Here is a 14,095-nt window from a genome sequence, read left to right as displayed (position 1 = left end):
GCGTTTGGTGATGTCTTCAAAGGGGATGACGTCGTTTACCAAGGGCTGATCGCACACGAAGCGCAGGCGGTTAATCCGCTTGCCGTTACCGGCGAAAAAGATGGGCTTGGCGAGGATGGAAAGCCCCGCGTTCAGCAGCTCGAACCGATGGCGCTGATCACTGACTTGATGGGAGCTGTCAAAGAATTGCGCGCAGAGCTCGCTGCGTTGAAGGCTGCACAGGTTTAAGCAGAGCCCGCCACAAAGAAGCACACCGATGCCGCCTTGAGCGGTTTTTTTTCGCTTGGAGAAAAGCTATGCCCATCACTGAAACCCGCGGTGTTCGCAACCGCAACCCCGGCAACATCGACTACAACCCAGCCAACCAGTGGCAAGGCCAGCTCAAGCCCGCTCCGCAGATCGAGAAACGGTTCGCCCGGTTCGATACGCCCGAGAACGGCATCCGCGCCCTGGGCAAGGTGCTGTTGACCTACCAGCGAAAGCATGGCTTGAAGACGGTAAAGGCGATCATCAGTCGCTGGGCGCCGGCCGTGGAGAACGACACCGCAGCCTACGTGCGTGCCGTCGAGGCGAACACCGGCACCCGCTCTGGCGCCGAGGTGGACCTTTCGCAGCCGTCGGTGATGTCCGGATTCGTCAAGGCGATTATCCACCATGAAAACGCCGGGTATGCATATCCCGATGCTGTGCTGGCGGAAGGCGTGCGGCGGGCGCTGGCATGACGCCGGTGCAGAAACTGGCGAGTCTGGTGCTGCTGATCCTGGTGCTGATGGCCGTCGCCGCGTGCGTGACCTGGCAGGTGCAGGACTGGCGGTATGACGGGAAGCTTGCAAAGCAGGCGGCGCAATTTCAGACGGACCTCGACACGATCGGCAACGCCGCTACCACCCAGGCCCGCGCCGAGCAGGACAAGCGCCTGGCTGCCGAGCAGAGAGCAACCGCCGCAGACCAACAACACTCCAAGGAATTATCAGATGTCCAGCGCAACCAGGCTCTGCTGCGTGACCGCCTCGCTACTGCTGATGTGCGGCTGTCAGTCCTTCTCGACGCCACGGATTCAGCCAGTGGCTGCAACGTGCCTGCCGCCGCCGGCGCCGTCAGCGTGGTTCATGCAGCCCGTCGAGCCAAACTTGACCCAGCGCATGCGCAACGAATTATCGCCATCACCGACGATGGGGATAACGGATTGATAGCGCTGCGCGCGTGCCAGGCGTATGTTCGCGCCATTGCGCGATGAGTACACTGAACTACTCTTTTCGGGTGCGCTCTGACTTCGATCATTTAGAGAACTGAAAGGGCACCATGGACAAGCGGCTTGCGGGTCTGTCAATACTGCTGACCTCGGCTGGGTCATCACAGTGGCGACTGTCATTTGGTACTTCTACCCCAATTAATCTAAAGGCCGAATCAATTCTGGCCCCTTATTCCTCACGTTCCCCACGGCCGTATCGACTTTGAACCACTCGAAGACCTCCGACGGCTCTCCCTGATGCAGCACCATCTGCTCGGCGCGCTCCTTGGGCGTGGCCGGGTCAAGCCATTCACGAGCCAGGTCGGGCGTCAGCACCACCGGCCGCCGGTCGTGGATGTCCACCATGCCGCCTGCGCTGTCGGCGGTGATGATCACGAATCCGTCATGCTCGCCCGGGCCCTCATCGGTGTCGGGCAGTTGGCCAATGGCGGCGCACAGCACGGGTGCACCGTCCCGCCGGCGGATCAGGTAGGGCTGCTTCTTCGGTCCGCCTTCGTCCACCCACTCAAACCAGTTGTCGACCGGCGTGATGGCGCGGTGCGGCCAGATCGCCCGGAAGAACGGGCCGTGGGCCACCTTCTCAACACGGGCATTGATCGGCGCGGCGCGGTCCTTGGCCCAGTGCGGCCGCCATCCCCAGCGCACCAGGTCGGCGTGCAGCAGGTCACCCTGCAGGTGGAGCAGGGCGACTTGGGTTGTCGGGGCGACGTTGTAGCGTTCGAGCGGCAATTCGCCGACGGAGTTCGCCAGGGCATTAGGCATGTTCAACGCTGCCACGAAGTCGTGAATCCCCCGGTACTGGGTAAGTCTTCCGCACATAATCTTCTCCGCTCGTCCGGCTTGATGGAACGTCTGATCAGCAGGTGGCCTCTACACTGCAGGCACTTATCCAGAGCATTCGTCATGGCGATCAAAATTGAGCTTGAAGCGTTAGAGCTATCAGTCACGCCGAGTCCTGACACAGCGCGTAGATTCCAATCTTCGCGAGAGCGATATCAAGCCAGTGAACATGCTGCGAATATCTTCAAGGATCACGGACTTATTGACAGCGCGCAGTGGGGTAAGTTGGTAAATGATGCCCTGACGGCATATGCCGACGACTTAGGTTGAGGGAGCCTCGGCGCGCTTGAGCTCCGACATTAGCCGCTGATTCTCCCTGAGAAGATAGTCGCGCTGCTCCGTAACCAGTTTCATGCTGAGGATGGCAGGCTCTGAGCATTTTTCCTTGAGCAGCGCGACTTCCACCTGAGCCATTTTTAGGACTTCCTTTACTTCGGCTAAACGTGTAGCCAGCACATCGTTCATCTGCACCAGGCCAGCAATGTTCCACCGTGCTTTGCGCAGGAGGGCCTGAGTCTGTGTGATCTCGTCCTCGAGCAGGGCGCACTGGTGCTTGTACATTTCCAGAGGCGTAGGGCAGCCAAGCCACGCTGAGGTGTCTTCGTCAATAGAGTGCATGGTGAATCAATCCGATAGCTGTATGTTCATACAGTAATGGAGATCTAAGCACGACGCGATTTCAGGCGACGAGAGGCGTTCAGTCCGGAGCCAGGAGGACTGCCAAGGTCATCTTTATAAAGTCTTGGTTGTGATCGAGGGTGTATAAGGCGCCGCGTACGTTTTCAGCCACTTCGGCGGAGCCGCGCTGCTCCACCCATTTCGATATCTCCATGATGGAAGCCTCAAGGGCCAGCTGGTTTTCGTAGAGCTTCGAGAGAAGGGGCGGTATCAGGTCTGAGTTGGGCATCGGTGTTCCTCCAAGGAGGGCACAGCGTAGTAGTGGGCGTGTCTTTTGGGTAGTTTTGTTCTGTCGGCAGGACGCCGGTGGAATTGTATTGCGGTGCAATGTATCAAATTGCGGAGCATAAATGATAAGGGCCTGCATGAAATTCCCCATGCAAGCCCTTGATATCTATGGTGCCCGAACCCGGAATCGAACCGGGACGCCCTTACGAGCGGGGGATTTTAAGTCCCATGCGTCTACCAGTTTCGCCATTCGGGCGGTAGCGCGGTGCAGCAGGGTTGGGAATATATAGACCCAGGCGCTGGGATGCAAGGTCGAAGGTTGTGTTTGTTGCATTCGCGCAAAGTTGAAAAAGCTTGTCAGATCAGTGATCTACACGAGGAATCTGGCGTCGAGGCGAGGGTTTTGACACGCCACGACATGCTCCTGCCACTATCTGACACAGCCCTGAATTAGAGTGCGCCTGCGTATTCCAGTCAGGTCAGCTCATGAAATTTGCATCTGTTCGCATCGTGACTCAACAATTTGAGCAACTCATACGGTTCTATCAAAACCTGTCGACTATCGAGCCGCGGCGTCGGGCTGATGGTTTTGCCGAGATTCATTTCGAGGGTGTGGTTCTGGCGATAAGCGACGAGCGTTTGATCCGCTTGCATAACAACGGGTTGGCCGTCGCTGCGAGTAACCGCTCGGCGATCCTGGAGTTTCAGGTGGAGGAGGTCGAGGCTATCCTGCTGCGGGTGAGCAGCACGCAAGTGGTAATGCCTGTGACGATCATGCCATGGGGCAATACTTGCGCACTGCTGCAGGACCCCGATGGGAACCTGGTGAATATTTTCTCAATACCCGAACAGATCAGACAAAGCGCTGCCCACTGAACCCGCGTGGCAAGCGCTGCAACCCGGGCAGGTCGGTCAGGCGTTGTGTCCACGCACTGCGCCAGTCGCTGGCAGTGTGGGTCTGGGTTTTGCGCGCGGAGCGGCGAGCGGCATTGCGTTGTGTGCGGCGCGCTTCTTTGTAGGCTTCGGTATTGCGGCAGGTGCGGCATTTGACTCGGTTCAGCTCGGTGCTGGACGTGAGGTTGCTGCCGTGGTGGCCGCAGGCTAGATGCCCGGCGACCTTGAAGTGAGTGACCATGTAAGCGTCTCCTTCTTATGGGGGTACGCGCATCCCAGACCAGCAGGTGCACGTGAGCAGGGCGGGGCAATTAACCCCGCTGCCTCAGGGTTTGGACCCCGGGCGCGGCGTGGCGTTCGGTTTTGTTTCGCGACGGCTTCACGTTACCCTGCGGGGCCAAAAATCATAAAAAGGAATGAATGATGACTGTCGACGTGTTGCCCCTGGAAGGCAGTTGCCGTTGTAACCGGGTGCGTTTCAGCGTGAGCCTGCCGCCGGTGATTACCATGGCCTGCCATTGCAGCGGCTGCCGGAAAATGACCTCAAGCGCTTTCTCCCTCAGCGCCTTGATCCCCGCCAGTGGCTTTACCGTGACCCAGGGTTGCCCGGTCATCGGCGGCTTGCACGGTGTGGACCGTCACTATTGCTGCCCGCATTGCATGAGCTGGCTGTTTACCCGACCCCATGGCATCGACGAATTCGTCAATGTGCGCGCGACGTTGTTGGATGACGCCCACGATTACGTGCCGTTCATGGAAACCTGGACCAGCGAAAAGCTGCCCTGGGTTTCCACGCCTGCCGTCGAAAGCTTTGCGCAATTGCCTGAGCCGCAGGACTTTGCGCGCTTGATGCAGGCCTACACCGCGTTCAGCGCACGCTGAGCTCAGTCAATCAGTGCCAGCAGGTCGGTGTCGCCTACATCCACGCCCGCCTGGGTCAGCAGCGTGGTTGCCTGGCCTCGGTGGTGGGTCTGGTGATTGAAAAAATGCACCAGCAAGCCAAAGAACGGCTTGCGGTTCGCTGCGCCGCGCATGTTGTGATAACTCAGGTGCTGGTCCAGATCGGACTCGCGCAGGCTATGCGCCCACTCGATGATGAGCTGATCCAGCCACGCGCGATGGGCTGACAGCGCGCGGATATCGGCAAAGGCCAGCTGCTTGAGGTCGGTGGGTGTGGCAATCGCACTCAAGGGGGCCAGCGCCGAAAAGCCCGCTGGATGCTGGGCAAAGCGTTTGAGCCAGACGGTATCCCCCAGCGCCAGGTGATTCAGCGTGCCGAGGATTGAGCCAAAAAACGCCTGTCGATCCGCCGCCAGCTCCGCGTCCGTCAGCGTGCCGGCGGCGTCGTAGAGTTTGCGGTTCATCCACTGGTTGTAGTGGGCCATCAATGCGATGTGCTCGATACGGTTCACGGGTGTTCTCTCTCAACGGCGCAATGGCGTCATCATAGAGCGTGCCTGCCCGGCGGTCATGGTGTTCCAGCTGCGGCGGGCTATGGTTGTTGAACGCCAACACTGCGCCCTGGGAGGGCAAGACCATGAATACCAGCGATCTATTGGAACAATTGCTGCGCGGGCAGTCAGGCAGCGCCACCTCGGGCGGTGGCCTGGGCGGCCTGTTGGGCGGTTTGCTCAAAGGCACCAGCACCGGCACTGCCTCGGCCGGCGGTGGGCTGGGTGGTTTGTTGGGTGGTCTCGGTGGGCTGCTGCGCGGCGCGCCCGCCGGCGGTACGACGCAGGCGCGTTCCGGCGGGATGAATTACGCGGCACTGGCGTCCCTCGGGATGGCCGCGTTTCAGGCGTATCAGGCCTGGCAACGACAGCAGACGTCTGCACCCCAGCAAGCCATTCAGACGGTTGATCAGCTCGACGGCCCTGAGGCCGAGGCCCATAGCCATGCGCTGTTGCGTGCATTGATTGCGGCCGCCAAGGCGGATGGCAAGATCGACGCGCAGGAGCAGCAGATGATTAGCGCCGAAATCGGCCGCCACACCGATGACCCACAATTGCAGCAATGGCTCGACGCCGAAGTGGCCAAGCCGCTCAATGCTGCCGATTTTGCCGAGTATGCGCGTGACCCGGCGGTGGCGTCGGAGATCTACCTGGCCAGCGTGATGCTGGTCAATGATCAACAGGAAGGCGAGCGTAGCTATCTGGATGAACTGGCAGGGCAGTTGCAGCTCGATCCTGATCTGCAACTGCACCTGGAACAGCAAGCCAAAGCTTAGAAACGTAGGGTGGCGCCGGTCGTCAACCACTGGTCGCGCTCGCCGCTCAGGCTCTGCCCGACGACGACATCCACGTCCACCAACGCGCCCAGATGGAAGCGGGGCCCGGCCTGCCACGCCTGGTCGCCGCCTTCCTGGCCGTAGCGCTCACCGATCAGCGTCAAAGCATGCGCAAGCTGATATTCGAACCCCGTGCCCCAGGTCAGGCGATGGTTTTGCTCGCCGCCGTTGTAGGCATGTGTCCAGCCGCCATTCAGGTTCAGGCGCAGCGCTTGGACAGGTTGCCAGGTCAATGGCACATTCAGGTCCGCGCCGTCGAACGCGTGTTGGCGATCCAAGGCAACATGCGACGTTGCCGAAACTGCCAGCTGTAGCCCCAGGTCCTCGCGTGACCACACCTGGGCCTTCACTTGCGGGCTGACCTGCGTTTGGGCATCGCCGGCCTGGCTGGCGCGCGACAATGCGGCGCTCCATTGCACCGAGGGCAGTGCGTTGAAGGTACAGGCCGGGTTCAAGGTTTCACTGTGGCTGTTGCCTTCGTGCCGATTGGCGGTGTACCAGGCGTCCACATTGCATTCGCCTGGGGCGTTGACCGCGCCGTCATCAACCACATAGGCGCCACCGGCTGCGTGAGCTTTGGAAAGCAGCGCGATGAGCAGGACAAGGCCCAGGGTCACGCCAATAAACGTAAGGTTGCGTTGCAGTGCACGCCGCTTGGCCGGCGGCAGCAGCAACAGGGTATGGCGAGCGCCGCGATAGTGACGTGCGCGATATTTGGCAAACCCGTCTTGGCGATGAGGGGTGTGTTTTTTGTGCATGATGCACCTCGCTTGAATTCAGCTTTCTACGGTCAGCACCGAAATGCCGCTGGCTTTGGCCTGGCAGACCAACTCCGAGGTGTCGTCACCACCCGGCAGGGCGATGACCACGTCGGGGCGGCTGTCGGTCAGCATGAAATGGTTGCGCTGGCGTTCCGCCTGCTTGCCATGGCGTTGCCAATTGGGCGGGTAACGCACCACGTCGATGCCGATTTCCCGCGCCCATTCCTCAACGTCACTGCCCAGAAATTGGTTGCCGCCGTGAATCAATACCTGCACCGGGCGCAGGCGGTGGTAAGCGTCCAGCACTTGGCGGGACTTTTTGGTGTCGGCGTAATGACGACCTGCACAGATCAACACGCGCATAGTCAGAATCCTTGTGTTGCACGGTGGCCGCCGGGCGACGGCCACCGTTTCAGAGGCGGGTGATCAGTACCACTGCTTGAAGCGGCGGATGTAGATCGTTTTCATCAGTTGGGCCACGCAGCAGTAGGCGAACAGCGTGCCGACCAGCCATGGGAAGTACGCCAGCGGCAGCGGCTGCAGGCCGACCAGGGTGCCCAGCGGCGAGAACGGCACGTAGATCCCCAGGCCGATGACGAGGGCGGTCATCATCAACACCGGCCAGGCGGCCGTGCTCTGGAAGAACGGGATCTTGCGGGTCCGCAACATGTGCACCACCAGGGTTTGCGAGAGCAGCCCCTCGATAAACCAGCCGGACTGGAACAGGGTCTGCATTTCCACACTGTTGGCGCTGAACACGTACCACATCAGCGCAAAGGTGGTGATGTCGAAGATCGACGAGGTCGGCCCGATCCAGATCATGAAGCGGCCGATGTTTTTCGCATCCCACTTGCGCGGTTTGGCCAGGTATTCCTTGTCCATCTTGTCCCACGGCAGGGCCAGCTGGGAGATGTCGTACATCAGGTTTTGCAGCAGCAGGTGGATCGCCAGCATCGGCATGAACGGGATGAACGCACTGGCCACCAGCACCGAGAACACGTTGCCGAAGTTGGAACTGGCGGTCATGTTCAGGTACTTCATGATGTTGCCGAAAGTTTCGCGGCCCTTGAGCACGCCTTCTTCCAGCACCATCAGGCTCTTTTCCAACAGGATGATGTCGGCCGATTCCTTGGCGATGTCGGTGCCGCTGTCCACCGAGATGCCCACGTCAGCATCGCGCAGCGCCGGCGCATCGTTGATGCCGTCGCCGAGGAAACCCACAGTGTGGCCGTTGGCTTGCAGCGCTTTGAGCACCCGGGATTTCTGCAGCGGCGTCAGCTTGGCAAACACGGTGCGTTCTTCCACGCGGCGCAGCAGCGTCGCGTCGTCCATCGCTTCGATTTCTACGCCCAGCAGTGGTTGACCAGGCTCCAGGCCGACCTGGCGGCAGATTTTGCTGGTGACCACCGCGTTGTCGCCGGTCAGTACCTTTACTGCCACGCCAATTTGTTGCAGCGCCGCAATCGCCGGGCCTGCGGTTTCCTTCGGTGGATCCAGGAAGGTCAGGAAGCCCTGGATGATCAGGTTGCGCTCATCGGCGGTGGTGTACTGCTGGCGAGCCAGGGATTTGGGGATGTTGCGGGTGGCGACCACCAGTACACGAAAGCCATCCTCGTTGTAGTCATTGGCCAGTGCCAGCAGCTCGTCACGGCGACGATCATCCAGCGGCACTGCAGCGCCATCTTCCATGACGTGGGTGGAAATGCTCAGCATCTCTTCCACCGCGCCTTTGCACACCAGCATCTGGTCGCCGGCGGCGTCCTTGACCACGATCGACAGGCGACGGCGCACGAAGTCGAACGGCAATTCATCGACCTTGCTGTAGGCAAATGGCCGCTGGAACTTGGGGTTGTGTTCCGAGAACTGCACCACGGCCTGGTCCATCAGGTTTTTCATGCCGCTTTGGTGGTAGCTGTTCAGCCAGGCCAGGGACAGCACCGCATCATCACGTTGGCCAAAGGCGTTGACGTGGTGTTCGAGGATGATCTTGTCCTGGGTCAGGGTGCCGGTCTTGTCAGTGCACAGCACGTCCATCGAGCCGAAGTTCTGGATCGCATTCAGGCGCTTGACCACCACTTTGCGCTTGGCCATGGCGGTAGCGCCCTTGGCCAGGTTGGCGCTGACGATCATCGGCAGCATTTCCGGGGTCAGGCCCACCGCCACCGCCAGAGCGAACAGGAATGCATCGCCCCAGTCGCCTTTGGAGAAGCCATTGAGCAGGAACACGATCGGCACCATCACCAGCATGAAGCGAATCAACAGCCAGCTGACGCTGTTGACCCCACGGTCGAACGCGGTCTGCACCCGCGAGCCGACAATCGCCTTGGCCAGCGAGCCAAAGTAAGTGCGCGGCCCGGTGGCAACCACCACGGCCTTGGCGCGGCCACTGACCACGTTGGTGCCCATGAAGCAGATGTTGGGCAGGTCGAGCAGGTTGCCCTGGTCGGCCGCCAGCGAAGAGGCGGATTTTTGCGTGACATCGCCGAGCGTGTCGTATTTTTCGACCGGCAAGGCTTCGCCGGTCAGCACGGCCTGGCTGATAAACAGGTCGCGGGATTCGATCAGCCGCACATCGGCAGGGATCATGTCGCCGGCCGACAGTTGCACGATATCGCCGGCGACCAGGTCGCGCATCGGCACTTCGCGCAGGGTCGGCTGGGCGCCGACTTGCTCACGCCGCAGCACAGTGGCGGTGGTGCGCACCATGGCTTTGAGTGCTTCGGCGGATTTGGCCGAGCGGTGTTCCTGCCAGAAGCGCAGCAGGCTGCTGAGCAGCACCATGGTCATGATGATGATGACTTTGGTCAGGTCGACTTCTTCACCGGCCTGCAACGGCAGCCAATAGTCGGTGACAAAGCTGATGCCCGCCAGGGTCAGCAACACGTAGATGAAGGGATTGTTCAGCGCCTGCAGGAACTGGACGAGGGCGTGAGGCGGCTTGTCGTGGGCCACTTCGTTAAAGCCTTCGCGTTGCAGACGCGCCGAGGCGTCCAGTTCGGTCAAGCCATCCTGGGTGGCTCGCACGTTGGCGAGGGTGGCCTGCAGGCCGTTCTGGGCTTCGCGGGCGGCGCGCATCGACAGTTTGGTGTCGGTGTCGGTGCCATTTTTCTTGTGCAGAGGCGTGTTTTTTACGGCGCTCATTGTCTGTACTCCTGTCGCCAATTCTCGACAAAACATACCCGGTACTTACCTGAAGACAGGCGAGCGAAAGCATGCCGAGCCGCAAACTTCGCGATCGGTTTAAATAAGGTGTTCACATAACTTCTACAGCGCCCGCCACACGCGCGTTAGTTAACTAACGCGCAGCGGGCTACTACTGGACGTGTTCATAAAGAACTCCAGAACATCAATTAGAAAGTTGCTGTTTCCAGCCGGGTTAAGCGCTGCGAGTGCTCAGGTAAAGTCCGAACATCAGGCGCGCTTGAGCCAGCATGGAAACCTGAGGTCTCTGCGGGTCTTGAGGGTCGGCATGGTCCCAGTGCTGCAGCAGTTGGCCGCTGGCAGGGCACAGGTGCCAGTGCGCCAACACCGGGGCCGGACGCGCTTGGTCTTTACTGGCTTGAGGGGAGGGTGCAGCAAACGTGGCCCGGGTAGGCGAAAAGCCTGCGGGCTCGCGGCACAGATTAGCGCGCAGGGCGGCGGCTAGCGTACGTACATCGGGCAAAGCAATGAGTTGGAAGGTCATAACACACCTCGGGACCGGACGGGCGACCGGTGAGGCAGTTACGGTGGAGCATCAAGCTCTAGCGCAGCTTACCGGACCTGGAAGGCGAGTCCTGTCATATTCTGGGTTTGGCGCCCGATGCCCGCTAAAGCGGTGCTCGGACAGCGACTAGATACTGTGTCCATTGGCTTCTTTTGTGAGGTTTAAAAAAGGCCCCAGTTGCGGGCACGGGCAATCTACTCAGGCGGTTACAAAATGTCAACGCATGATTAATTAAATCAGTCCGCGTTCAGAGTTTATTCAGACAAGGGGCACGGTTAGTTATGGGATATATAACTTCATACGCCCTGTGCAGCCAGAACTGCCAGATAGATCAACACTAAACCACACGCGCCGTAACTGACGCGCTGCCACAGCGGCGAGGCGTTTTTGCGTAACAGATTGACCAGCGCCGCAATCAGAAAACACGACAGCACCGACGCCAGCATGAAACCTGCAAAAAACATCAGGGTTTGCCCAGGGCTGGGCGTGGCGCCGACGATCCCGGACAAGGCGCTGCCCAATGCGCCCCAGTACACAATGTTCTTCGGGTTAGCCAGGGAAATGGCCGCGCCCACCGCCAGCGCATTCTGTCCGGAGCGGACCGGCCCGCTGTTTGCCGCGGGCAGGTGCCAGGCGTCGATCAGACTGCGCACACCGAGCCAGGCCAGGTACACCGCGCACACAATCGTCAGCGGAACGCGCACGGCTTCATGCTCAATCAGCAGGGCGATGCCGGTGAGGCCGATCACCGCCCAGGCGGCGTCGCCCACCAGCGAACCGATCTGTACCAGCAAGGCAGAGGTGAACCCATGGAGCAAGCCACGGCGCAAGGTTTCTGCCAGCACCGCGCCGGGTGAGAGGCAAAACACAAAACCGAATACCAGCGCGTAAAAAAAGATCGTGACCATGCCGCTTTCCTTCAACAGAGGCGCGCAGTGTGCGGCTGTGTGGCGCAGGTGTCTTGAACCAGATTGCGCTTTCAGCGTTTCAACAGGCTTTGATAGCGGCCTGGGGTAATGCCATAGGCGGCGCGAAAGTGCCGGTTGAGATGGCTTTGGTCAGCAAACCCCAGCTCATGCGCGACGTCGCTGGCCGAGGCGCCGCGGCGCAAGAGTCCCTTGGCACGACACGTACGCAATTGCATCGCCCACTGCCTGGGGCTCAGCCCGGTTTCTTTCTGGAAGGTGCGCAACAGATGGAATTTGGACAAGCCCAGCTCATCGCCCAACTGGTCCAGCGGCAGCGCTTGGCTCAGTTGCTCGGCGAGCAGCTCCTGGGCGCGGCGGATCATGCCTTTGCCGCCCGTGGCAGCGCCGGGCAGGCGCACGCCGCTGGCACCCACCACTTCACCCAGCAGCAAAACCAAGGCGTCTTCGTTAATCTCGCGGAGCAATGGGTCGTTGTTCAAGGCACCTTTGACCGCCGCAGCCAGGCGCTGTGCCAGGTCGGGCTGGAAGCAGAGCGAGCGATCAAATTCCACCTGGGCCAGCCCCAGGTCAGCCGCCAACGCGTCGGCCGCGACGTACAGGCTGAAAAAATGCCAGGGTGCGCCATCGGCCGCGCCGCCGCCTTGAATCTGCCCGGGGTTGTACAGCGTGATGCTGCCGGGCCCGGCCTGGAACTCGCGGCGGTCGAGCCAAACGCTTTCCTCGCCGACCAGGTTTACGCCGATCACGCATTCATCATGGCTATGGCGGGCAAAGGTCAGGCCCGTGCAGCGTGTATGGGTGACTTCGTAGTTGCCCAGCCAGGCGTGTTGCATGGCGCTCATAGGTCCGCTCGATAGAAAATCAGCCGTGAGCATACGCTGACGAGGGTGTTCAGATCGACCACTGGCTGCAACGTGCGCTTAAGGATACGCACTGTGAGCCGGTCGCTATTTGGGGGCGAGCTTACTGGGCAGGATGACTGTTCAGTAAGCTCTGCACCTTCCAAAAAGAGGTTCAGGGTTTTAAATATTTCATTGATGCAAACGAGGACGCGTGTTTTTTATAAATGCGCTCGTCATCACTATCGATATCGGTAACTGCCCAGGTAGTCAGGGTTGCTGGCGACGACAATGACGCCGGGACTATCAAGGTCGCGATTACCTTTTTTGTAATGCAGGATGCTGACATCGGTAGCCCAGCTCATCCAGAGTCGGTTCACCGCACACGTCTTCACAGACTCAGGCGCAAGGCGAGCGCCGCCAGGGTGATCAACAGCACCGGCAACGTCAGCACAATTCCGACCTTGAAGTAGTAGCCCCACGTGATGCTGATGCCTTTGCGCGCAAGAATATGCAGCCACAGCAGCGTGGCCAGGCTGCCGATGGGAGTGATTTTCGGGCCCAGGTCGCTGCCGATCACGTTGGCGTAAATCATCGCGTCCTTGACCACGCCCACGGCATGGCTGGATTCGATGGACAGCGCGCCGATCAACACCGTCGGCAGGTTGTTCATGGCCGACGACAAGAGCGCCGTCAGCACCCCGGTGCCCATCGCCGCGCCCCACACGCCGTAGGTGGCGAAGGTGTCGAGCCAGGTTGCCAGGTAGGTGGTCAAACCCGCGTTACGCAAGCCGTAGACCACCAGGTACATGCCCAGGGAAAACACCACGATCTGCCACGGGGCGTCCTTCAGCACTTTGCGCGTGGAAATCTTGTGGCCTTTGGCGGCGATCACCAGCAGCAAAACGGCGCACACGGCGGAGATCGCACTGATCGGAATGCCCAGCGGCTCCAGGGCGAAACAGCCGACCAACAAAATCCCGAGTACCCACCACCCGGCACGAAAGGTCGCACGGTCGTGGACGGCGCTGGCCGGGTCATCAAGGTCGGCGGGGTCGTAGGCCTGCGGAATATCGCGGCGGAAAAACCACAGCAGCACCGCCAGCGTCGCAGCAACGCTGACGAAGTTGACCGGCACCATGACCGCTGCGTATTCGTTGAAGCCGATCTTGAAATAATCGGCCGAGACGATGTTCACTAGGTTCGACACCACCAACGGCAAGCTCGCCGTGTCGGCGATAAACCCGGCGCCCATCACGAAGGCCAGGGTGGCCGCCGGGGAAAAGCGCAACGCCAGCAGCATCGACATCACAATCGGTGTGAGGATCAACGCTGCGCCGTCGTTGGCAAACAATGCCGACACCAAGGCGCCGAGCAGCACCATATAGGCAAACAGGCGCCGGCCACGCCCACGGCCCCAGCGTGCTACATGCAACGCGGTCCAGGCAAAGAACCCGGCTTCATCAAGCAACAGGCTGATGATAATCAGCGCGACAAAGGTGCCGGTGGCGTTCCAGATGATGTGCCACACCACCGGGATGTCAGACAGGCTGATGACCCCGCACGCCAGGGCCAGAATCGCGCCCATGGTTGCGCTCCAGCCGACCCCAAGGCCTTTGGGCTGCCAGATGACCAGAACGATGGTGAAGATAAAAATCGCAATTGCGACAAGCATGAATAA

At 60.3% G+C, this 14,095-nt stretch carries 17 protein-coding genes, 1 tRNA gene and 1 pseudogene; 6 read left to right on the top strand and 13 right to left on the bottom strand.

Annotated features, from left to right (window positions below; translation table 11 throughout):
* The 3 genes and pseudogenes from NTD89_RS21980 to NTD89_RS21970 form a co-directional block, all read left to right on the top strand.
* A pseudogene (locus NTD89_RS21980) lies at positions 1 to 228 on the top strand (tail fiber domain-containing protein); the annotation flags it as partial.
* Positions 229 to 296: 68 nt separating this feature from the next.
* The gene (locus tag NTD89_RS21975; protein WP_262209700.1) at positions 297 to 722 is read left to right on the top strand and encodes a structural protein; all 426 of its coding nucleotides are present in this window, start codon (positions 297 to 299) and stop codon (positions 720 to 722) included.
* A complete protein-coding gene (locus NTD89_RS21970) occupies positions 719 to 1,237 on the top strand; it encodes a lysis protein (RefSeq protein ID WP_262209697.1) in 519 nt (172 codons plus the stop codon). The genes NTD89_RS21975 and NTD89_RS21970 overlap by 4 nt, the downstream gene beginning before the upstream one ends.
* Before the next feature lie 153 nt (positions 1,238 to 1,390).
* Here NTD89_RS21970 and NTD89_RS21965 read toward each other — a convergent pair whose 3' ends face one another.
* From NTD89_RS21965 to NTD89_RS21950, 4 genes are all read right to left on the bottom strand, one after another.
* Positions 1,391 to 2,071, bottom strand: a complete 681-nt coding sequence (locus NTD89_RS21965) for an SOS response-associated peptidase (protein WP_262209696.1) — start codon at positions 2,069 to 2,071, stop codon at positions 1,391 to 1,393.
* A 282-nt stretch (positions 2,072 to 2,353) separates the two neighbouring features.
* Complete coding sequence (locus tag NTD89_RS21960) at positions 2,354 to 2,710, bottom strand: hypothetical protein (protein WP_262209695.1); 357 nt, start codon at positions 2,708 to 2,710, stop codon at positions 2,354 to 2,356.
* A 79-nt stretch (positions 2,711 to 2,789) separates the two neighbouring features.
* Complete coding sequence (locus tag NTD89_RS21955; protein ID WP_262209694.1) at positions 2,790 to 2,999, bottom strand: hypothetical protein; 210 nt, start codon at positions 2,997 to 2,999, stop codon at positions 2,790 to 2,792.
* A 168-nt stretch (positions 3,000 to 3,167) separates the two neighbouring features.
* A tRNA-Leu gene (locus tag NTD89_RS21950) sits at positions 3,168 to 3,254 on the bottom strand.
* 230 nt (positions 3,255 to 3,484) lie between these two features.
* Here NTD89_RS21950 and NTD89_RS21945 point away from each other — a divergent pair.
* Positions 3,485 to 3,874, top strand: a complete 390-nt coding sequence (locus NTD89_RS21945; RefSeq protein WP_262209692.1) for a VOC family protein — start codon at positions 3,485 to 3,487, stop codon at positions 3,872 to 3,874.
* Here NTD89_RS21945 and NTD89_RS21940 read toward each other — a convergent pair.
* The gene (locus NTD89_RS21940; protein WP_145160938.1) at positions 3,852 to 4,133 is read right to left on the bottom strand and encodes a hypothetical protein; all 282 of its coding nucleotides are present in this window, start codon (positions 4,131 to 4,133) and stop codon (positions 3,852 to 3,854) included. The two genes, NTD89_RS21945 and NTD89_RS21940, sit on opposite strands and share 23 nt — an antisense overlap.
* A 182-nt stretch (positions 4,134 to 4,315) precedes the next feature.
* Here NTD89_RS21940 and NTD89_RS21935 point away from each other — a divergent pair, with 182 nt between their 5' ends.
* Positions 4,316 to 4,774, top strand: a complete 459-nt coding sequence (locus NTD89_RS21935) for a GFA family protein (protein ID WP_262209691.1) — start codon at positions 4,316 to 4,318, stop codon at positions 4,772 to 4,774.
* A 2-nt stretch (positions 4,775 to 4,776) separates the two neighbouring features.
* Here NTD89_RS21935 and NTD89_RS21930 read toward each other — a convergent pair whose 3' ends face one another.
* Positions 4,777 to 5,304: a DinB family protein gene (locus NTD89_RS21930; RefSeq protein WP_262209690.1), complete on the bottom strand. Its 528-nt coding sequence runs from the start codon at positions 5,302 to 5,304 to the stop codon at positions 4,777 to 4,779.
* A 125-nt stretch (positions 5,305 to 5,429) separates the two neighbouring features.
* Between NTD89_RS21930 and NTD89_RS21925 the strand changes: the two genes are divergently transcribed.
* Entirely contained in the window at positions 5,430 to 6,119 is a 690-nt protein-coding gene (locus tag NTD89_RS21925) for a tellurite resistance TerB family protein (protein ID WP_262209688.1), read from the top strand.
* On the opposite strand, the gene NTD89_RS21920 is transcribed toward NTD89_RS21925, so the two are convergent.
* From NTD89_RS21920 to NTD89_RS21890, 7 genes are all read right to left on the bottom strand, one after another.
* Positions 6,116 to 6,937, bottom strand: a complete 822-nt coding sequence (locus tag NTD89_RS21920; protein WP_262209687.1) for a hypothetical protein — start codon at positions 6,935 to 6,937, stop codon at positions 6,116 to 6,118. The two genes, NTD89_RS21925 and NTD89_RS21920, sit on opposite strands and share 4 nt — an antisense overlap.
* Before the next feature lie 18 nt (positions 6,938 to 6,955).
* Positions 6,956 to 7,303 carry a DUF2493 domain-containing protein gene (locus tag NTD89_RS21915; RefSeq protein ID WP_106579131.1) on the bottom strand — a complete coding sequence of 116 codons (348 nt, stop codon included), beginning with the start codon at positions 7,301 to 7,303 and terminating at the stop codon, positions 6,956 to 6,958.
* Between the two features lie 63 nt (positions 7,304 to 7,366).
* Positions 7,367 to 10,081: a magnesium-translocating P-type ATPase gene (mgtA, locus tag NTD89_RS21910; protein ID WP_262209685.1), complete on the bottom strand. Its 2,715-nt coding sequence runs from the start codon at positions 10,079 to 10,081 to the stop codon at positions 7,367 to 7,369.
* Between the two features lie 235 nt (positions 10,082 to 10,316).
* Entirely contained in the window at positions 10,317 to 10,625 is a 309-nt protein-coding gene (locus NTD89_RS21905; protein ID WP_262209683.1) for a hypothetical protein, read from the bottom strand.
* Between the two features lie 317 nt (positions 10,626 to 10,942).
* A complete protein-coding gene (locus NTD89_RS21900) occupies positions 10,943 to 11,554 on the bottom strand; it encodes a LysE family translocator (RefSeq protein WP_262209682.1) in 612 nt (203 codons plus the stop codon).
* 71 nt (positions 11,555 to 11,625) lie between these two features.
* Positions 11,626 to 12,417, bottom strand: coding sequence for a helix-turn-helix transcriptional regulator (locus tag NTD89_RS21895; RefSeq protein WP_262209680.1), 792 nt, complete (start codon positions 12,415 to 12,417; stop codon positions 11,626 to 11,628).
* A gap of 388 nt (positions 12,418 to 12,805) precedes the next feature.
* Complete coding sequence (locus NTD89_RS21890) at positions 12,806 to 14,089, bottom strand: arsenic transporter (protein ID WP_145160920.1); 1,284 nt, start codon at positions 14,087 to 14,089, stop codon at positions 12,806 to 12,808.
* Between the last annotated feature and the right edge of the window lie 6 nt (positions 14,090 to 14,095).

The organism is Pseudomonas sp. 14P_5.3_Bac1 (assembly GCF_025466135.1).
Taxonomy (GTDB): domain Bacteria; phylum Pseudomonadota; class Gammaproteobacteria; order Pseudomonadales; family Pseudomonadaceae; genus Aquipseudomonas.
This window is presented reverse-complemented; position numbering and strand designations above follow the sequence as displayed.

What these genes read in the sequence shown, in the direction of transcription:
- NTD89_RS21905 (WP_262209683.1), bottom strand. Translation starts at nt 10,625, where the DNA reads ATGACCTTCCAACTCATTGCTTTGCCCGATGTACGTACGCTAGCCGCC.
- NTD89_RS21925 (WP_262209688.1), top strand. Translation starts at nt 5,430, where the DNA reads ATGAATACCAGCGATCTATTGGAACAATTGCTGCGCGGGCAGTCAGGC.
- NTD89_RS21965 (WP_262209696.1), bottom strand. Translation starts at nt 2,071, where the DNA reads ATGTGCGGAAGACTTACCCAGTACCGGGGGATTCACGACTTCGTGGCA.
- mgtA (WP_262209685.1), bottom strand. Translation starts at nt 10,081, where the DNA reads ATGAGCGCCGTAAAAAACACGCCTCTGCACAAGAAAAATGGCACCGAC.
- NTD89_RS21895 (WP_262209680.1), bottom strand. Translation starts at nt 12,417, where the DNA reads ATGAGCGCCATGCAACACGCCTGGCTGGGCAACTACGAAGTCACCCAT.
- NTD89_RS21955 (WP_262209694.1), bottom strand. Translation starts at nt 2,999, where the DNA reads ATGCCCAACTCAGACCTGATACCGCCCCTTCTCTCGAAGCTCTACGAA.
- NTD89_RS21975 (WP_262209700.1), top strand. Translation starts at nt 297, where the DNA reads ATGCCCATCACTGAAACCCGCGGTGTTCGCAACCGCAACCCCGGCAAC.
- NTD89_RS21920 (WP_262209687.1), bottom strand. Translation starts at nt 6,937, where the DNA reads ATGCACAAAAAACACACCCCTCATCGCCAAGACGGGTTTGCCAAATAT.
- NTD89_RS21940 (WP_145160938.1), bottom strand. Translation starts at nt 4,133, where the DNA reads ATGGTCACTCACTTCAAGGTCGCCGGGCATCTAGCCTGCGGCCACCAC.
- NTD89_RS21945 (WP_262209692.1), top strand. Translation starts at nt 3,485, where the DNA reads ATGAAATTTGCATCTGTTCGCATCGTGACTCAACAATTTGAGCAACTC.
- NTD89_RS21935 (WP_262209691.1), top strand. Translation starts at nt 4,316, where the DNA reads ATGACTGTCGACGTGTTGCCCCTGGAAGGCAGTTGCCGTTGTAACCGG.
- NTD89_RS21915 (WP_106579131.1), bottom strand. Translation starts at nt 7,303, where the DNA reads ATGCGCGTGTTGATCTGTGCAGGTCGTCATTACGCCGACACCAAAAAG.
- NTD89_RS21960 (WP_262209695.1), bottom strand. Translation starts at nt 2,710, where the DNA reads ATGCACTCTATTGACGAAGACACCTCAGCGTGGCTTGGCTGCCCTACG.
- NTD89_RS21890 (WP_145160920.1), bottom strand. Translation starts at nt 14,089, where the DNA reads ATGCTTGTCGCAATTGCGATTTTTATCTTCACCATCGTTCTGGTCATC.
- NTD89_RS21900 (WP_262209682.1), bottom strand. Translation starts at nt 11,554, where the DNA reads ATGGTCACGATCTTTTTTTACGCGCTGGTATTCGGTTTTGTGTTTTGC.
- NTD89_RS21970 (WP_262209697.1), top strand. Translation starts at nt 719, where the DNA reads ATGACGCCGGTGCAGAAACTGGCGAGTCTGGTGCTGCTGATCCTGGTG.